Below are 18,481 nucleotides of genomic sequence, written 5' to 3'. Positions count from 1 at the left end.
CTATACCTTACTTTGTAATAATGATTTAGCGTAGTCACTTGGAGGCTCAAACCCCATAATCTCCATAATCGTAGATGCAATATTGGCAAGTCCATTTTCAGGGTCACTATGCAAACTCCATCTATTCTTCTTGTCTATAAGAGTTAGACGAACAGGGTTTAATGTATGGCTTGTTTTTGCAACTGGATTCCCGTTAGACAAAACTACGTTTCCTTTTTTATCTAATTGGTACATCTCATCGGAATTCCCGTGGTCGGCAGTAATCAAAAGAGACGTTCCAGTTTTCTCGCACTCTTGAACAAGTCTGCCGATGCAAGAGTCTAAAAATTCAAGGCTATCCATGGTGGCTTGAAAATTTCCTGTATGCCCGACCATGTCTCCGTTTGGATAATTGACTCGCAAAAAATCAAATTTATCAGATCTTAGGGCTGCAACTAACGCATCCGTAATTTCTTTTGCTTTCATATATGGCTTTTTATCGAATGAAATAATGTCCGAAGGGATTTCCTCATAATCTTCTAATTTCTCATTAAAATGACCGCTCCTGTTTCCATTCCAGAAATAAGTCACGTGTCCGTATTTTTGTGTTTCGGAAATAGCGTATTGCCTCACTCCGTTACTCGCAAAATACTCTCCCATAGTTCTGTCTATCAGTGGTGGTGTAACTAAAAATTTCTCCGGAATTTTTAAATCACCGTCATACTGCATCATTCCTGCAAATTCAACTTTCGGAAATTCAATTCTATCAAACTTTGTAAAATCTTTTTCGGTAAAAGCTCTACAAATCTCTATTGCCCTGTCCCCTCTAAAATTAAAATAAACAACACTGTCCTTGTCTTGTATTTTTCCAAGTGCGTTTCCATTTTTATCACTGACTACAAAACCGGGTAGGTACTGATCGATTACTTTCTCACCCTCTTTGCGAAAAGTTTCAATTGCTTCTTCTGCACTGTAAAACTTTCTGCCTTCTCCGAGTACATGGATTTTCCAACCTCTTTCTACCATACTCCAGTCTGCCTCATACCTATCCATTGTGATCGTCATCCTCCCCCCACCGGATGCGATCCTCGCATCAAATTCAGAATTATTTAGCTCACTTAAAAATTTTTCAAAAGGCAAAACATATTCTAATGCAGAGCTTTCCGGAACATCTCTACCGTCTAAAAGAATATGAATTCTAGATTTTTTCACACCGGCTTTTTTTAAGCCAATAAGCATTTCTTTTAAGTGGTCTATGTGACTATGAACATTTCCGTCAGACAATAAACCTATGAAGTGAAATGTGGAATTATTCTTTCTAGAGTTTTCAGTAAGTAGATTCCATGTATCTGATAAAAAAAGTGTACCGGAGTGAATTGCATTTGAAACTAACTTAGCCCCTTGGTCGAACACCCTTCCACAACCAAGTACGTTATGCCCTACCTCAGAATTTCCCATATCTTCGTCAGAAGGCATACCGACTGCCTTACCGTGTGCTTTTAATAAAACAGTAGGGAATTGGCTCCAAAGAGAATTTAGTGTAGGTAGTTTAGCTCCCGCCACTGCGTTTCCAAACTCCTTTCCTTTTGGGGAATACCCTACCCCGTCCAAAATTATGAGTAGAACTTTTTGAATTGGTTTTTCAAAATCAAATTTCTTTTTTAATTTCATAGATTAAGAGTAAATTCAGTCAAAATTATGAAAAGAAAAAAAAGTCCTTAGTAGCAGACTTAAAGCCCATAACCTAACTATTTTGTAAATTTAATCACTAAACTAATCTTAGTTTCAATTTCTCCCGTAAAAAGCTCTGATTTATACGTATACTTTAAGTCCGCAGGGAACAAGGTTTTTAAATCAGGGTAGGATTTTTCTAATTTTAAAGCCCTTTGCCTTTCTTTTAGCATACTTCCAAGGTATTGAAAAGAGCCTATCCAATCATCCCCTATTTCTAAGCCTTCTACCTTACCTTCAATTCCCGAAAAACGAAAAATGGATCGATATGAATTTTTTAGTCTGATTTTTTCGCTCACCGTAAATCTTCTGTTAAATTTCAGTAAGAAACCCGGAGTTTCTCTCGCATGAAAATACAAAAAGTTTCCCAACTTTTCCCAAGAATCTATTTTTTGTGTAGCTGGAATTAAAATTTCATAGGTATGGTTTTTTTCTTTTTTTTCCAAACAAGTACCATCCGAGCGAAAATTATCACAAAGAATTACCTCTTGTATATTCAATTCCTTTGGTTGGAAGTTTTCTCTACAAAAAGTAAAGAATCCCAAAATCACTAAAGCTATACTCAATTTATTTGTTATCATGGATCGACTCCCTTAAATTCTTAAAAAAATATATAGATTCTTTGGTTGAAAAAAATTGAGGGGAATGTGTTTGGTATACAAATTTCCCTGCTTCATAAACATATACAATTTCTGCATACACCCCGTGAAAAATATACACTCTATGCAGATCATCAAAAGAAGAAGCTATAATTGTATTTTGCTCGGAAAGATACCCCGGAATAATTTTTAGAGAATTGTCCTTTTTAATAAATTTTTCACAGATTTTCAAACACTTCTTTTTTACATAAGGAAGCTCTTCTCTATTGATTTTTCTTCTAAAAGATAAAATTTTTGTATTATTTCCCACATCCCCTTTTTCTCCTTTCTGCAATATCCATTTTGGCATCTGGGTACTTTCGTAAGAAGATTCTAAAAAGTATTTTTCTAAATCTTTTTTTACCTCAAAATATATCTTATCTTCATTAAAGGAAATAACAGTAAAAAATATCGAAGATTTTGCTCGAGTGAGTGACTCACTATTTTGAAGCTCAATTCGATTCATTTTCCTGTTATATCCATGCCTTCTATTACGATATGAGGGCGATACGAGGAAGAGTGGATTAGTTTTCTTTCTTTACTAACATGAGAAATACGCTCTAAAGCATCATAGATATTTCCTGATACTGTTAATTCTTTTACAGGAAATTTTTCCGTACCTTTCAAAAAATATCCTCCCTTCACTACACCTGAAAATTCTCCCGAAGAAATATCACTCGACCCGGATATTCTACCGATTTGAATTGTTGCTTGAGTTGGTTTTAGTATGTCGCCTAACGCAGTTTTCCCTGCCGAAACCTGCAATTGTCTTGGACCACACGATGGAGGAGCAGACGATCCACCTACTGCATTTCCCCCAGAGCCTTTCAATCCAGCTTTTTTTGCCTCGTAGTGATTGTAGAAAAAATTTTTAACGATTCCCTCTGCAATCACTTCTTTTGGAATTGTAGGGATTCCTTCTCTATCAAAAGCAGTACTCCCTGCAAATCCTGAAATTCTTGGCTCCTCTACCACTGAAAGAAGAGATGAAAATACTTTTTTTCCGAGCTTGTCTTTCAATTTACTTTTTCCTTTGCGAATCATGCCCGCAGTCATCGAGCCAATTACATCACCTAAAAAAGAAAAAATACTTTCAGGAGGAATGAGTATATTTCCTCTAAAACTTTCTATCTTTTTGGAGCCAAGAAACCCCATGCACCTTTCTAAAAATTCCGAGTAGTTTATTTGCAATATTTTTTGAAAATCAGATAGGTTTCGAGATTCACAACTATCGTAATCAAAGCTGCCAATGTCGTCACCCAAAACCGCCATTCCCATATAATTCGCCGTAATAGCTCCACTGATTTCAGATTGAGAAATTCCCTTTGTAGAGGCGACATGCTTAAATGCTTTGTAAAAAGAAAATCGACCACTATCAAGATTTACATTTTCATAACTTGCATTTCTTAACTCAAGACACATAGAAGCAAGTTGTAAAATTTCTTCCAAATCAATATCGTCTAACGTCTCATCGTATAAACCGTCGATTGGCACCACAGGCAATGGATTCGGAAGTTCTAAGTCGGTGTCGGGAGTATTTTGAGAAATAGCCAAAGTTTTTGCCTGTAAAATGGACTCGTATAGGGAATCAGGATCGTTGGTTGCAGCAAAACCTTCGCAATAGTTTTCGATAACCCTAACTCCAAAGTTGGTCTCTTCCGAAAAGTTAGATGCGTGAATATCATTTTTCTCTAAACTGACTTCACCGGATTCTGAAAAATATACATAGATTTCTACTTGAGAAATTCCGTTTTGCTTCGACTTAGATAAAACACTCTCTACACGATCTTTCGTATTTTCTAACTTTTTTTCTAATTCTTTTTTATTCATATTGTATTTGTAAAATAACTACTTGAGTCTGCCTCCGAGTTTAACACAAGTGCGGATATAAGGTCCACCGGCATCTACCTTAGCGGGTTGCCCTTTTCCACAATACCCTGCCCCCAAATCCCACTTGAATTCTTTTGAAACCCGATCTGTTTTTGACAAAACATCGAATGCAATCCCGGATACAGTTACTCCCTTAAATAGTTTTGTTATTTTACCGTTTTCAATTTTATAGGCTTTTTGTACTCCAAACATAAACTCACCCGTTGAATCTGCTTGACCATTTTTTGGACCTTCTAAAAAATACCCTTCTTTCGTTTCTCTGATCATTTCTTCTAAACTCGACTCACCCGGCTCAAGATAAGTATTTCTCATTCTAATCAGTGGAAGATCAGAATACTCCCAGGCTCGTGCTGAACCTGTAGGCTCTACTCCAAATCTATGAGCTGTCTCTCTATTGTGGAGATACGATTCCAGTATTCCATTTTTTATGATTACAGTTTTTTTAGTTAACACGCCCTCGTCGTCAACAGGAATAGTACCTCCTGCACCATCTGCATATTCAGAATACCCGCTATCGCACAAAGTAATTAAATCAGAGCCTACTCTTGTCCCTATTTTTCCTGATGCAATGCTCCCCGCTAAAACAAAGTCTGCCTCCACTGTGTGTCCTATTGCTTCGTGAACTAATAGCCCTACGATAGATGGAGACAAAATTACAACTGAGTCTCCACTAATTGGAGACTCGCTATCCAATAAGTCGATTGCTGTTTTAGAAGCTAACTCTCCAAACTCTTCTGGTTTTTTTTCTTTAAACAAACAATCCCAGCCACCGGTTACGCCAATGGATTCTGATCCGGATTGCATTTCTCCATTTTTTATGGCTATCGAATTGACTCTAAACTCAGGTCTTACGAGTGATATAGAAACATCTGCACCATCTGTAGTTACAATTGATTTTTCTTCAAAACTTTCAGAATATCCACAAGCAACGCTCTGTAGTTTAGGTGAAAGCAATCTAGTAGATTCGGCTGTCTTTAGTACAAGCTCAATTTTTTTATCCAAAGAATGAGAGCGAGCCTCTTCTACTCCTTTTACTACAAAATCTCCTATTGCAAAATTCGCTCTCGGTAAACTTTGAATTTTTTCTTTTCTGATTTTTGAAGATGCTTTAGCGCTATTTTTGGCTATTGCGATTGCTTTTTTAACTGACTCTAATGTTAGCTCACTTGTAGAAGAAAACCCCCAAGTTCCATTAGCCAATACCCTTACACCGACTCCCATTCTTTTTTTTAGAGAGCTTTTTTCGACTCTCCCTTTTTCGGCAGACACACTAAAAGATTCTTTTTTGTGGAAGCGCAACTCAACAAATTCATTTTCGTTTTCTAAACAGCTTTTCAAAAATTCTCTCATTATTAGTCTTCGTCCTCTTCTATTTGTCTTAAAAAATAATCTAGAATAATTTTATCAGCCCAACGCCCATCCGGTATTTGGTTTGACTTGCTTGAAATAAAGCCAACATGTCCCCCACCCACAGTCAGGATGCTCGTAATATTTGGAATTTTTTTCCATTGAATACTATGGTAGTTATAGGAAGGGACTATAGGATCGTCATCAGCGTGTATCACTATTCCCCTTTTTTTTATATTATAAATAAAATTTTTAGAGGATGATTTTTTATAATAATCTAAGGCTCCCTTAAATCCATGGAAAGGAGCAGACACCCAGTCGTCGAAATCGAACATTGTCTTTGCAGAAAACGCAGATTTCATCATTACAGGGGACATTTTATAAACACCACTTCGGATTTTTTTTCTTACCCCTGCCAAAAAATGATCTCTGTAAAATTTGGCTTCTTTAGAATCAATGTATTCGCAAGAAGATTTTAAATCCAAGGGAGGAGAAACTGCAGAAAAATAACTCGCTCTAATTTTTTTATTCTCTCCGAAATGTTTCAGCACCATATTTGCAGAAAGAGAATAACCACAAAATATAAATTTTTTAGTTATATTTTTATAAACAAAGTTTTCTATTGCCTCTAAGTCCTCAGTCTTACCTGCGTGGTATGCCTTGTGAGAATACCCCTCTCCTCGACCGCAACCACGTAAGTTGACACGAATCACCCCAAACCCCTTTTCTAAGGCAGCCTTAGTCAAGGTAATCATATAGTGGCTTTCCGTTGTTCCTTCCATGCCATGCAACAAAATAATATAATATCCATTGAAGGCAAGTGAATGCTCTTGAAACGATTCGAGAGGGAAATTATGCTCCAACCATAAAATATCACCTGTATCGTCTAACGTATCTATTAAAATATCTTCAAAAAGATAATTTTCTCTTAAAGTATTTTTTGGTGGAAATACGATATTGACAATGGTCTGTGCATGCCCATTAGAAAGATATTTTCTTGGAGTGAATTTAGGAAATTTGTCATTCATAACAATTGAAAATCCAATTCAGGCAAATTCATTAAAAACGAAAAACAGATTCAGGAATATCAATTCCTCTTTTTAAACTTTTAAATTGAATTGAGATAAGATTGGTTTCTTCATCTGTTTTTAAATTTGTCACCTTAGTGATGAGTTTTCGAGGAGGATGAATAATATTTTCTTTCATAACTGCAATTGCTTTCATATTTTTTGACTTGGAATAAAACTCCAAAGATTCTAATTTCCCACCATCAAAAACGTACTGATATTCGTCTGCTCCCCTTTTCACCAATACCCTACTTTCTTCAGGACTAAAATAACTTTTGTTCTTTTGAAAATCTTCTATAAAACTCGAAGTCAAAGAATAAAAAATAATCGGGAATGGAACTACGGTAGTTTTCTTAGTTTTGGGATCCACCAAACTAATATCATCCATAGGTTGATAATGGATATTAGAAGAGCCAGAAGATCGAATTTCAATTTTATCTCTATCCGAAATTACCTTTGCAAAAGTTAAACCAAAAAACGCATCGGATAGAAGTATTTTAATTTTATTCAATGGCTTACTAAAATATACTTTACCTTCTAAATTCAAAATTTCTTTCACTTTGGATCCGGTCACAATCTTAATAGTAAAATCACCGGAATAAGATATTGATTCTTTGTCTAAATTTTCAGCTATACTAATAAGCTCTTTGGATTTTTTATTATTGTATGGATAGTATTTCCCCTGACGCACAGAAAGAAAGTCTATGTCCTCGATTTTTTCTGTCGTCTGACAACTCCAAATGAAAGAAAGTATTGTTGCATAGATGAAAATTTTTTTTATCATTGAATTACCTTGATTGTTTTGGCTTTATCAATTTTTACTTGTACTCTTTTTTTTTCTTTTTTATCCAGAATCAAAGGAATAGCCTTCTCCCAAAAATTCATAGCGAGCAGGATTTCATTTTTTTTGAAATACACATCGCCAAGATGATCAAATACAACAGGGTCAGTATCATTTCTATCTGCCATCAATTGTAAAGCTAAGTTTAGGTGGTGGATTGCATCATCCAATCGGTTCAATTTAAAATACACCCATCCAAGGCTGTCTTGAAAAGCTCCGTTGTCAGGCTCCAACTCGACCGCTCTTAAAATCAATCGAAAGGCTTTATCTACTTCCATATTTTTTTCAAGATAAAGATAACCAAGATAATTGTGAGCGTTGGAATTATTCGGATCGAGTTCAATAGCTTTTTGCAAATCGGTCAGGGCGTTAGGTAAATCTCCTTTTTTATCGTAAGCTGTCCCTCTATAAAAAACATATAGTGAATTTTTTGACTCTAAAGCAAATGCGTTTGTCAAAGCATGAATACTTTCTTTATACTTTTCTAAGCCCAAATAGTTTAACCCCAGTAAAAAATTTGCATAGGCACTATCCGGGTTTAATTGAATTACCTCTCGTATTATTTCTATGGACTCTTGGTATTTTCTGACATTGGGAAGCCTTAATATGTAAGCAAGGTGCAATTTGAAATTTTCTGATTCAATACTATTCCCCGCAAGCTCAATTGCTTTTCTGGAAGACACAATGGCTCTATTGGGAGAGAGAGACTCTTCATAACAACTTGCTAAAAAATCATAAGCGCGCGCAAAGTCTCCTTTCAGATCAGGATTTTTTTTCCATAACTGTACCAGCTCTTCAATCAACTCGCTTGCTAAAACGTATTGCTTAATTGAAAAAGCAAGTTCTGCGGTCTTTTTTAACTCTAAAGACAACTCTGAAAATTTCTTTGTTCTTTTATAAATTTCAACGAGTGCTAATCTTGCAGAAAGCCTCATCGGATTTTTACTCAAATAATCTAAAAAGAATTTTTCTGCCAGAAAATATTTCCCTGTGAGAACGAAATGCAAATTTTCCATAAGAGACTTGGCAGGGAGTTTATTTTCAGAATCCAATTTGTCAAAATAGGAATACGCATTCACTCTGCTTTCAATAAAGTACATCTCCCCAAGAAGTAGCTCCACGTGTAAATTACCGGGGTTAGATTTTAAAATAGTTTGCAATTCTCTTTTAGACCCACCAAATTCTCCAAGGCTATTTAAAATTTGTGCTACCTTGTAACGCACATCTGTATCGAATGGCTCATACCGTAACAAATTTCTGTAGTAAAAAAGAGCTTTTCTTATTTGATCGGACTTGTTGTAATTCTCTCCTAAAGATTTTAAAACCACTGTCTTGTACCGAGCTTCTCCCTCTCTTTTTTCAATCGAATCGAGTAGAGAACTATGGTACAAAATTGCCTTAGGTTGGTTTCCCAATTCAGAAAATAACGATCCGAGAAGAAAAAGCATATCGGAATCTTCAGGGAACATAGAAATATTCCTTTCAAGAAATTCAGACGCTTCTTTCAACCTTTCCTGACGAATAAATATCCTAGACTTTAAAAAATAGGCATCCCGGAATTTAGGTGAAATTTCAATAACCGTTTCGATTTCTTTCAAAGCTGAAGGAAAATCCCTAAGCTCAAAGTAATTCAACGACTTCAGGTAGAATGAAGTCGGGTTTGGAGTTTTACCATTTTGATTCAAGCATTGAAAATACTTTTCGTAATACTCCAAAGATTTGCTATAACTTGATGTTTTTGCTGATGGGGTTTTTCGAGTATTATGGTGGAAAATAGCAGTCTGCTCGCTTATAGCTAAAGAAAGAAAGTATTCTGGATAGACAGAAAAAACCTCTCCAGAAATTGAAGTATATGTACAGTTTTTTTTCTGTTCTTTGGAAAATACCATTACCGGAAAAAGAAAAAAACCGATTATAATAAATTTATATGCTTGATTTTTCAAAAATATTACTTCCTTTACTAACTTGGACTCGACCACTCTACAGGTCGAACAATTATTTAAAAGATTTTCCATTTTCAGAGAAAAACTTTATTGGGATAAATTGGACCGGCGTAAAAAGAATTGAAAAAATTATTTAAAGAAAATCTAAAATACATAATCTTTGTAATCATAATCTGGATTGTATGTGCCCCACTTATCCTATATTATAAAGATTGGATCTATGCAAAGTACGCACTCTGGTCCAGTCCGAATTCTTATTCACCTAAAGCTATGAAAAACTTTATTGAAAAAGGAGATAACGCAAAATCGGATATTGATTTAGATCTGATGAAAGAGTCTTGCAATTTTTATTCTTCTCTTTCCAATCTCGATAGTGTTTTTTATGAGCCTACTTGGCTCGATAGATCAACAAGGTGGTCAGCCGACAAAGAAAAATCTCAAAAAGGAGTCGGAAATATTAGAAAAAGTCTCCCTACAAGCATAGATCCCAAAAATTATTGGAATGAAAATTTTGAGAAAGTGGCTAAGGCTTTAGACTACTACAAAAGAGCGTTAAATATTTCAGGACCAGAAGTTATCGCAGCAAAAAAAATAGAGCCTGTTGCACTTGCAATTTGTCGCCCCTCTGATAACTTATTAGCATATTCTACCCATATAAAAAATTCAGAAAATTATATATTGGAAAAAATTTCTAAAGATACAGATGCACTAAACAGCCTTACAGAAAAGCAACAATTGTCCATAGTTTGGGCAGAGATAAAAAACTCTAAAATTCCAGAACTACCACCAAATGATTTTTTATACAGCATGACTTATCTTATTTCCAATATGAAGCTAACAAAAAATTCTCCGATTGAAGCTTTATCTATATTAGAAAAATTAATTTATTTCAGCAGTGGCTCAGAATGGGAAGAGAACAGATTTCACTTTTTAAGAGGACTTCTTTTTTATGAAATTGCAAAAGAAAATACGAACTACTACAATAATGCAATTCTTGAATTCAAAGCATCTTCCAATTTTCAAAATTTAAAGGAAGCTAGTACTGCGAAAGTCAGACTTATGATTTTACATAGGTTTAAATCTACACTTATGATTGCAAAATCCTACTATCAAAAAAAAGATTTTCGCCAAGCACTATCTGTAATTTATTCTCTCGAATCTCAATTAAGAAATATTGATGGTAGAGATGGAGGCTTGAGGGATTTTGAATTGTTGGATGAATATCTTTATGCAAAAAGAAGAATCCTCAGAATGTTAAATAGAACTCAAGAAGCTGATGAAGGTTTAGAATGAATTCTAAAATAGTGTATTTTGATAACAACGCAACTCATGCTCCAATCAAAGAAGTTTTAACAGAATCGTTGCAAGAATATCTTCAAAGTTATTACAACCCTTCAGGGATAACAAAATTTTCTCTTAATTCTCAATCCAAAATTGAAAACGCAAGAAATTATTTTGCAGAAATAACAAAGAAAAAATCTTCCGGTTTTGTTTTTAACTCTACAGGTACAGAATCAAATTATCTTCTTGTAAGCGCCTTATCCAAAACTTTAAAACAAAAAAAGATACTTACTTCTCCTTTTGAGCACCCTTCAGTTTATGCAGCTTTGGATTTTTTCGGATTTGAAACAATTCGGTTACAAACAGATAAATCTGGAAAAATCGACCTAAACGATTTAGAAACTCAACTAAAAAAACAAAACTTACCTCTATTTATAATTTATACTTCCAATGAGACCGGTGTAATTCAACCTATTGAAAGCATAATCGGTTTAGTAAATCAATTTAATACATTTTTATTCACAGACTTAATCCAAGCATTCGGAAAAATTGAGATAGATTTTACTTTTCTATCCGGTTTTAGTTTTTCAGGACACAAAATTGGAGCAGGAATGGGAACTTCCCTTGCTTACATAGAACCTAACCTTATTCAAAAAAAAGATTTTTCAATATTTCATGGCGGTAATCAAGAAAATGGGTTTAGAGCCGGAACAGAAAATTTACAAAGTATAATCGCATTTCAGAAAGCATCCGAGTTTCAATTACTCCGCCTCCAAGAAAAAAATCAAAGGTTAAGAAACTTCCAAAAGAAAATTGAAATCGAATTAAAAAATCTTGGTGCAATAATCGTAGGGGAAAATTCCGAGAGACTGTCTTCCACAACTTTTGCAATTTTACCGGATACCGATATTGACTTTCTAATGATCGGACTTACTGAAAAAAATATAATTCTATCGAATGGCTCTTCTTGCAAATCCAGAACTCGCACTCCCTCTGAAAATCTTTTGGCAATGGGATATTCAAAACAAGAAGCACTTTCTGCAATTAGAATTTCTTCGGGATTATTCACTACCGAAGATGATGTTGAACTTCTTATTAATAGAATAAAAGAAGTTATCCTTAAATTAAAGTAATCTATTCTTACGAATAGGTTTCTAATACTATTAACGTATCTGAGAGAAAACTTTTTTTACCAATTTCGTTTTATAATTGTCCTCCTACTCCTTTAAACTTCTCTACAAACGAAACTAACTTTTGAAACACACGCTGCTTTTTGGTCAAATACTGAGGGTTTAAAGGACTCATTTTCGGTAAAAGAGCATTCAATTCTGTTCCATTCTCACTGGCATATTCTCGCTTTAAGGAAGTAGTTATGTATCGCTTGGCAGCTTCTTCATTTAAATTTTCTTCTGCAATTAATTCTATTGCTTCTGCTTTCTGTTTGCTTTGAGCATAGACGAAGAATGAATCAATAACATTTGCTTTGTCTTGAAGCGTGTCCAAGTCGGTTTCATTGATGAAATCAACTACTAAACTTTCTTTGGCTCTGTTTCCAACGCTTGCACGAATAACTCTGCGTATTTCTTCAATTAGAGTGGCTTTGTCTTTTTTCTTTTTGTTGTGCTCAAATATTAATTCAAGAATGTAATCAAGGTTTATTTCCTGCGTTTTTAATAAGTCTATTTCAAAAACTACATCGTCCCAATCAATGTTTGAGTCTTCAGATGCTGCCCCACTCTTCTCCCGTCTTAACCAGTCTCGTATATCATTATAAGTTGAACGGTAATCATGAACTGTCCTTTCTTTGAGCAATTCAATTTTTTGCATTGCAGCAATATCCTCATCTGTTACAAAATGAGCTTTTTTAAATTCTTCAACTGCTTCGAGATTGTTTATGTCAATGCCTTGAAGTGCTTTCAGGTTATTAAATTCATCGTAATTCTGGAGTTTTTTTTCTACTCTCAAATATTCTCCGAACAGTTTTGCAAATTCTTTTTTGTCTTTCTCCGTTGCAATCGCATCTGGGTCAGGAAACTTTTCATTTAACTCTTTTACAACTTCCACATAACCCCTACGTGCTTCACCTGTAGCAATGTCCGTAAAGTCCTCCAAATATTCTTTATAGCTCTTTTCAAGAACTACATTTTTCGTATTGCTATCTCCGAAAAGCGTAATGGCATCAATTGTTGCTTTTTCTAAATCTCTGAATGTAACAACATTTCCGAATGTCTTTGTTGCATCATAAATTCTATTGGTTCGTGAAAAGGCTTGTATTAAACCATGATAATGCTCCAATTCAGAAGAAAATTTCTTTTCATTGATAAAATCAAACCCTTTCTTATCTGTTTTGATTTTAGAGAAGATTTGTAATCCATCTTTAAAACTTTCTTCATAGAAATACGGCTGAAATTCAATACTATCGATATTCAAGACATCCAGAGAAAGATTCTCTATTTCCCGGAGCTCTAATTTGTATTTTTGCGATTTGTGACTATCGGTCGATGAGTTGCTATAACTGCTATGCAGAATGGAATATTTTTTTGTCGAGCCATTTCCATTTATTATTGTAATGAGCTTTTCGGAAAGAATATCAGACAGCGCTTGCTTGTCGGTTTTTTCGTAAACGGTAAATTCTATTTTTAACTGTTGAATATCCAAATCGGTATGGTTAGATTTGATGTTGTATTCTTCTAAAATTATAACCGGATATTCAGCCTTGTTTACTTTTATTTTCATATCCAAAACTTTACACCATCTCCCTATTCCGCCAATGTCAAATTTTCCGATATTTATCTCTCGAATTTATATTGAAGTTCACTTCCATCGTCGAATTTATAGGGTAGTTCATTCCCATCGTCATCGACGGCGATTAAATCCGGACCTCCCCAAACTGATCCAGAGTAATTTAATTCAATAAAATCATCAAGTTCTTTGGGAAGACCTGCATCGAGGAGGGGCAACAATTCCTGAACTCTTTGACGGTCTGTTTCCTTTACCTTACCCCTAAACGATTTTGTCATAAAACATTTTTCATTAGGGCCTGTTTTGTATTTCTTAAATATTTTTTTGATCTCTTCCATTGCGGAAATCTGTTCGCTTGTCATTTTAAAAGCCCCTCCCTTTCAAAAATATTATCGATGATGGAAATCAGTTTCTTGAAGTCCTCTTCCTCCCATTGGGAAAGTCCGTCTAAATTATCCTTCGCTAATGTTTTTTGACCCCGTCGAGGATTTTTTTATTTTTGCTTTTCGTTCCAATATATTGAGAATATGCCCTTGCCCATAACTCCTGTTTGTTGAGCAAATAACGGATATGATTTCTTCTATCCTGTCGCAATAAATCATTTCTGAATAGTCCAGTTCTTAGAGCCTCTCTTAATTTTTGGACAGGGTTTGTTTCTTCTATCGCCAGAAAAAATTCACTCATAAAAGGCGTTTCCGAATAAAAAGAGCCTTTGTTTCCCAAAACTTCGAGATCAACAAAATGCCCTATTTCATGGGCGGTATTCAATTCAAGAAAATCCTTGTGAACCGGATGTTTATTGATTTCGATAAAGACAGGGTTTTTGGTCAAAGGATGGTAGCCCAAAGTTCCACCTGTACCTGAGTAGTCTCTGTATTCATTAATTGGAACCACATCGATATTTTTTTTGAATCCGTGAGCACTGTCAATAGAAGAAAATATATCTTTAATTGAAGACTTAAAACTTCCTGTGGCTTGATTGTTAAAAACATCGGATGCTCCGGCACTCAGACTTTGCTCGGAGCCAGTAGCAGTCCACTCGTCCTTCCAGGGTTTGGTGTCCGGTTCGTCTCCGAAGGCAGGTTCTGCCCAACATCGGCAGTTATAGTCTTCGCCGGGATGGGCTTCGGTTGTGCGTGTGCCGTAGAGCATTTTCGGGCGTTTGTCCCATGAGTGAAATGTTGCGGCGAGTTTGGAGTGTTGGTCTCGCGTGTGATAACCGGTGATTTTCCAGATATAGCCCGGAATGCCGGATTCGGTTTGTTCAAGTCTTGTGAGAGTTCCGAAAAATTTTCCGGATTGTCAAGTTTTTTCAGGTTCACAAAATCTCCTTATATTGCGCATTTCGTTTCTAATTGTAACTTTTCAGGTAATAATTGATTTTTTTTGAGACTTTCCAGCGAAATAGATTAATATTTTTTTTTAAAACCAAAATTATTCGATTTGAAAAAACTCATTAGAATAGTAAATAATTATTATTGACAATAAGGTATAATAATGGTATATATTCTATATCATGAAGTTTGAGTATGATTTAACAAAGAGTAAGTTAAATAAAGAAAAACACGGTATTGATTTTGAAGAAGCAAAGAATCTATGGAATAACCTCATTGCCGTAATTCCATCAAAATATATTGATGAACAGCGAAAATTGGTCATAGGACTTTTAGATAAAAAATTCTGGACTGCAATTATCACAGAAAGAAAAGGCATCGTTCGCCTGATTTCAGTAAGAAGATCAAGAATGGAGGAAAAAAAATTGTATGAAAAAATCGCAGAAAACAACTAAAGCAAATCTTGAAGAAAGGTTTGATGCCGGAAAAAGTGTTATCGATTATTTCGATTTAGACACGGGTATCGTCCGCGTAAATGTGGACTTTCCAAAATGGATGGTCAATGCTCTTGATAAAGAATCGAAAATTCTCGGCATAGCACGGCAGTCGTTAGTAAAGATGTGGATTGCTGACAAAATTGACTCCCTTCATTCACATGAATTCCCAAAGAGAAGCAAACACCGGAATGTTCAATCAGGAAAGTGATTGCCGTGTTTATAGGTATTCCAATTTAGAATTTTTCACAGAACAAATTCCCATTTTGGAGAGCGCCTAACGCACGGATTTTGAGATATTTTAAAATTCAATTTGAGTTTGAAAAGCAGGATTGATGGAGTCTGGAAAAATATTTCTTATCTCAAGCCGCTTTCACCAGAACAAGATCGTCATGATGATACTTTTTTAATACGTTATAATTTTCTTTTGATACAACCAGATTATAACCATACTCAATGGCAAGGGATGCCAGATAATAGAGATTGTCTCTATAAAGCTTACTATTTGATTTTTCTTTCGCTGAATAATATTTTCGGATATCAGAATAAATCAATGCAGTTTCCATGCTTAAATCCAAGATTTGAACACCTTTCAAAAAATCCCTGATTTTGAATATCGAAATATCTTTTTCCCCTGCAATATAGAAAAGTTCTGAAACTGCAACCATTGGTATATAAAAAACGATCTCATCTAACAATTCAAATTTCCCTTTTTTGTATAATAAGAAAGAGTCTTTGTCGAGAATTACTTTTTTATTTTGTTCCAAGAAGTTTATCTATTTCCTTGTCAGTTAAAACCTTTTCTGACTTTTGTTTATATTCAGAAACAAGATTCCCTTTTGAGGATTTCTTCTTATTTTTACTTTTCGGAATATTTAAAATTTTCGTTTTTTTCTTTACTTTTGTCTGCACGGCTTACCTCACGATGTACACAACTTATCCCAAATTTTCCGGATTGTCAAGTTTTTTCAGGTTCACAAAATCTCCTTATATTGCGCATTTCGATTCTAATTGTAACTTTTCATGTAATTATTGAAATTTTATTGAGACTGGGATTTGATACCGAAGAAATTTATTGCTTCAATTCATCCAATTTTGCATTTTTCGCACGAACACATTCCTATATTAGCGAGCGCCTAACGCACGGATTTCGATATTTTAAATTACAATCCGGGCTTGGAAAAGCAGGACTGCGGAGTTTCTTAGGGAGAAAATATTCATTCGAATAAAAGAAGGGTGATGAATAATTAACAAAACGCCTGTCTCTAAGAGAGGCATTTTCTAAAATACTTATTCTATTTAGATAAATCTTCCAACCTTTGTCTAATGGAATAAATTGACCTCAAATGCACACTACTTACATCTGTATGCCTGTTTCGTACTAAGGATCGAAATTGACGATTTCTTCCTAAAATTGTTGGACTTAGATTATTCATTATTTCAGGAAATTCTGTAGTAATAGTATCTTCATAATTTTTCCAGAAAAGAAGTTGACGATAAACAAAAAACAATTCCTTTTTAATTTTTGCATTTTCTAAAAAGGTTTTTTCTGCATACAATCTAACTATCCAACCAATTGAGCCTCCTGCTAAAAGGCTTACTATAGCATTTGAAAGACTCAAAATTTGGTCGAAATTCATATTATTGACCTAGTTATATCCTTTGCCACCAAAACGAGTTTTTACTGAACAAGAATACTGTTTCGCTTGGCTATGAGTTAAGCTATCAAAATGAAAATTTTTGGAAGCCCCGCTTGCGATTGAATCATATAAAGTATCACAACTTGAATCAATATGAGTTCCACTCGGAGCGTACCAATCACAGCATACAGTTATATCTTTTATAGTTGCCCCAGAATTATTTTTTATTGTAACGTAGTAAACAGTCGTAATTTCACTTGTAAGATTACATTTTGAGGATGTTATCGTGACGCTCGAACTGTCATTCACACTTTTCGAATCTGTTTTGTAACATTCTGCTTTATTTAAATCGACTATTTTATTTTCTTTTAAAAACTCAACATATTTTGGATATGTTTTTCCATAAATATCTTCAATATCTTTAAGATGTCTTACATATTTACCCATAATGCAAGCAGAGCCATCACCATTTTTACTTGCTCCAGCGATTAATTTATCTTTATAAAAATCAAAGGCTTTTAATAATATTTCATCTTTAATTTTTGTTGCTTTTGAAATATTTGGGTCACTATTTTCAATTTTGGAGATAAGACTAAAAGCATAAGCATATTCATGTTTGATAATAGCGCGTTCTGCTTTTCCAATATTGCTATTATCTTGAAATATTACTCCTAATATTCCAAATACAAGTGAAGGAATACCAAAGTATTTTAAGACATTTTTTCTAGTTTTTTCTGCATTCCACAGAATTACTGCAGCTGGCTTCGACTAACCAACAATTGTAATGATGACTGTAATCGCTCCTAAAAATTTAAATAATTCTTCCATTATTATCTCCTTAATAATTTTTTAGAATTTTTGCATTATCCTGAGCATGAATGAAAGGTCTAAAAGATTCTTGGTTGGAGAATTTATACTTTCAAACATGCTCAAGACAAAGTCCAATTTTCCATAAACGAATAATCAACATTTACCATGATTGGGATTCTGCAAAATTCAGTTAAACAAAATATCCCAATATAGGATATTTCTTAATACGATATTATAAAATTACTATATGAATGTTAGAAAAAATGGATTATCCAAAAATAGCATATCCTTTTGGGGATATAACTATTCAGAAGTTACAATAATTCTAAATAATTATGGTTTTTTGAAAGGTGGAGGTCTGCCTGCAATAAGCAGTAAATTATTTCCGAAATCACCTTCAATAGTTCTGATATTTTTATGAAATCTAATTTTTTTTTATAAAATTACGCATTTTTTAAAATTCTTTTTCAGAAAATCTGTTTCTATTGAAATATTTTTTACCTGCTATTATTAGCGAACAGCATTTTCAAATTCCTCGCTGAGAGGATGGATTACGGGTTCTCTGAGACTGAAAAACGAATGCAATTTGGTTTCGCTGAATCTGAAAAGCGTTTTCAGATGCTCATCGAGCAGATGAAATTCGGTTTTGCAGAAACAGATAAAAGGTTTCAGCTATTGAATGATTCTATGCATAAACGATTCGCCTACATGGAAAAACTGCAGATATCCATGCTCGGGTGTCTC

At 34.4% G+C, this 18,481-nt stretch carries 18 protein-coding genes and 1 pseudogene (1 of these 19 only partly in view); 5 read left to right on the top strand and 14 right to left on the bottom strand.

Features of this window, described 5'->3' with window-relative positions:
• The 8 genes from HS129_02340 to HS129_02305 form a co-directional block, all read right to left on the bottom strand.
• Nucleotides 1-1,650: a 2,3-bisphosphoglycerate-independent phosphoglycerate mutase gene (locus HS129_02340; protein ID MBE7410892.1), complete on the bottom strand. Its 1,650-nt coding sequence runs from the start codon at nucleotides 1,648-1,650 to the stop codon at nucleotides 1-3.
• A 77-nt stretch (nucleotides 1,651-1,727) separates the two neighbouring features.
• Nucleotides 1,728-2,291, bottom strand: coding sequence for a hypothetical protein (locus HS129_02335; protein ID MBE7410891.1), 564 nt, complete (start codon nucleotides 2,289-2,291; stop codon nucleotides 1,728-1,730).
• A complete protein-coding gene (locus HS129_02330; protein ID MBE7410890.1) occupies nucleotides 2,278-2,814 on the bottom strand; it encodes a DUF4416 family protein in 537 nt (178 codons plus the stop codon). Before HS129_02330 ends, HS129_02335 begins: the two co-directional genes overlap by 14 nt.
• On the bottom strand, nucleotides 2,811-4,178 hold the full coding sequence (locus HS129_02325) for a TldD/PmbA family protein (protein MBE7410889.1): 1,368 nt from the start codon (nucleotides 4,176-4,178) through the stop codon (nucleotides 2,811-2,813). The genes HS129_02330 and HS129_02325 overlap by 4 nt, the downstream gene beginning before the upstream one ends.
• Before the next feature lie 18 nt (nucleotides 4,179-4,196).
• Complete coding sequence (locus HS129_02320) at nucleotides 4,197-5,588, bottom strand: TldD/PmbA family protein (protein ID MBE7410888.1); 1,392 nt, start codon at nucleotides 5,586-5,588, stop codon at nucleotides 4,197-4,199.
• Between the two features lie 2 nt (nucleotides 5,589-5,590).
• Nucleotides 5,591-6,613, bottom strand: a complete 1,023-nt coding sequence (locus HS129_02315; protein MBE7410887.1) for an alpha/beta hydrolase — start codon at nucleotides 6,611-6,613, stop codon at nucleotides 5,591-5,593.
• A 31-nt stretch (nucleotides 6,614-6,644) separates the two neighbouring features.
• On the bottom strand, nucleotides 6,645-7,436 hold the full coding sequence (locus HS129_02310) for a hypothetical protein (GenBank protein MBE7410886.1): 792 nt from the start codon (nucleotides 7,434-7,436) through the stop codon (nucleotides 6,645-6,647).
• A complete protein-coding gene (locus HS129_02305; protein MBE7410885.1) occupies nucleotides 7,433-9,436 on the bottom strand; it encodes a tetratricopeptide repeat protein in 2,004 nt (667 codons plus the stop codon). The genes HS129_02310 and HS129_02305 overlap by 4 nt, the downstream gene beginning before the upstream one ends.
• A 120-nt stretch (nucleotides 9,437-9,556) precedes the next feature.
• Here HS129_02305 and HS129_02300 point away from each other — a divergent pair, with 120 nt between their 5' ends.
• Complete coding sequence (locus HS129_02300; GenBank protein ID MBE7410884.1) at nucleotides 9,557-10,729, top strand: hypothetical protein; 1,173 nt, start codon at nucleotides 9,557-9,559, stop codon at nucleotides 10,727-10,729.
• A complete protein-coding gene (locus tag HS129_02295) occupies nucleotides 10,726-11,850 on the top strand; it encodes an aminotransferase class V-fold PLP-dependent enzyme (protein MBE7410883.1) in 1,125 nt (374 codons plus the stop codon). The genes HS129_02300 and HS129_02295 overlap by 4 nt, the downstream gene beginning before the upstream one ends.
• 70 nt (nucleotides 11,851-11,920) lie before the next feature.
• On the opposite strand, the pseudogene HS129_02290 reads toward HS129_02295, so the two are convergent.
• From HS129_02290 to HS129_02280, 3 genes and pseudogenes are all read right to left on the bottom strand, one after another.
• Nucleotides 11,921-13,141: pseudogene (locus tag HS129_02290) on the bottom strand (type I restriction endonuclease subunit R).
• Nucleotides 13,142-13,506: 365 nt separating this feature from the next.
• On the bottom strand, nucleotides 13,507-13,821 hold the full coding sequence (locus HS129_02285; GenBank protein MBE7410882.1) for a hypothetical protein: 315 nt from the start codon (nucleotides 13,819-13,821) through the stop codon (nucleotides 13,507-13,509).
• A gap of 100 nt (nucleotides 13,822-13,921) precedes the next feature.
• Complete coding sequence (locus HS129_02280; protein MBE7410881.1) at nucleotides 13,922-14,611, bottom strand: hypothetical protein; 690 nt, start codon at nucleotides 14,609-14,611, stop codon at nucleotides 13,922-13,924.
• Between the two features lie 364 nt (nucleotides 14,612-14,975).
• Here HS129_02280 and HS129_02275 point away from each other — a divergent pair, with 364 nt between their 5' ends.
• Both HS129_02275 and HS129_02270 read left to right on the top strand, forming a co-directional pair.
• Nucleotides 14,976-15,248: a BrnT family toxin gene (locus HS129_02275; GenBank protein MBE7410880.1), complete on the top strand. Its 273-nt coding sequence runs from the start codon at nucleotides 14,976-14,978 to the stop codon at nucleotides 15,246-15,248.
• Nucleotides 15,223-15,498 (top strand): CopG family transcriptional regulator, encoded by a 276-nt coding sequence (locus tag HS129_02270; GenBank protein MBE7410879.1) that lies wholly within the window; start codon nucleotides 15,223-15,225, stop codon nucleotides 15,496-15,498. The genes HS129_02275 and HS129_02270 overlap by 26 nt, the downstream gene beginning before the upstream one ends.
• Before the next feature lie 151 nt (nucleotides 15,499-15,649).
• Here HS129_02270 and HS129_02265 read toward each other — a convergent pair whose 3' ends face one another.
• From HS129_02265 to HS129_02255, 3 genes are all read right to left on the bottom strand, one after another.
• On the bottom strand, nucleotides 15,650-16,054 hold the full coding sequence (locus HS129_02265; protein ID MBE7410878.1) for a hypothetical protein: 405 nt from the start codon (nucleotides 16,052-16,054) through the stop codon (nucleotides 15,650-15,652).
• 528 nt (nucleotides 16,055-16,582) lie between these two features.
• The gene (locus HS129_02260; GenBank protein ID MBE7410877.1) at nucleotides 16,583-16,927 is read right to left on the bottom strand and encodes a hypothetical protein; all 345 of its coding nucleotides are present in this window, start codon (nucleotides 16,925-16,927) and stop codon (nucleotides 16,583-16,585) included.
• A gap of 9 nt (nucleotides 16,928-16,936) precedes the next feature.
• Complete coding sequence (locus HS129_02255) at nucleotides 16,937-17,374, bottom strand: hypothetical protein (protein ID MBE7410876.1); 438 nt, start codon at nucleotides 17,372-17,374, stop codon at nucleotides 16,937-16,939.
• A 942-nt stretch (nucleotides 17,375-18,316) separates the two neighbouring features.
• Between HS129_02255 and HS129_02250 the strand changes: the two genes are divergently transcribed.
• Nucleotides 18,317-18,481 carry the 5' portion of a hypothetical protein gene (locus HS129_02250; protein ID MBE7410875.1) on the top strand. 36 nt of this gene lie beyond the right edge of the window, so the window shows 165 of its 201 coding nt (coding positions 1-165); its start codon is at nucleotides 18,317-18,319; its stop codon lies off the right edge, out of view.

The sequence above is a fragment of the Leptospiraceae bacterium genome (assembly GCA_015075105.1).
In the GTDB taxonomy this organism is placed as follows: Bacteria; Spirochaetota; Leptospiria; order Leptospirales; family Leptospiraceae; genus JABWCC01.
Note: the sequence above shows the minus strand (reverse complement) of the source record. Positions and strands in the feature narration are given on the sequence as shown.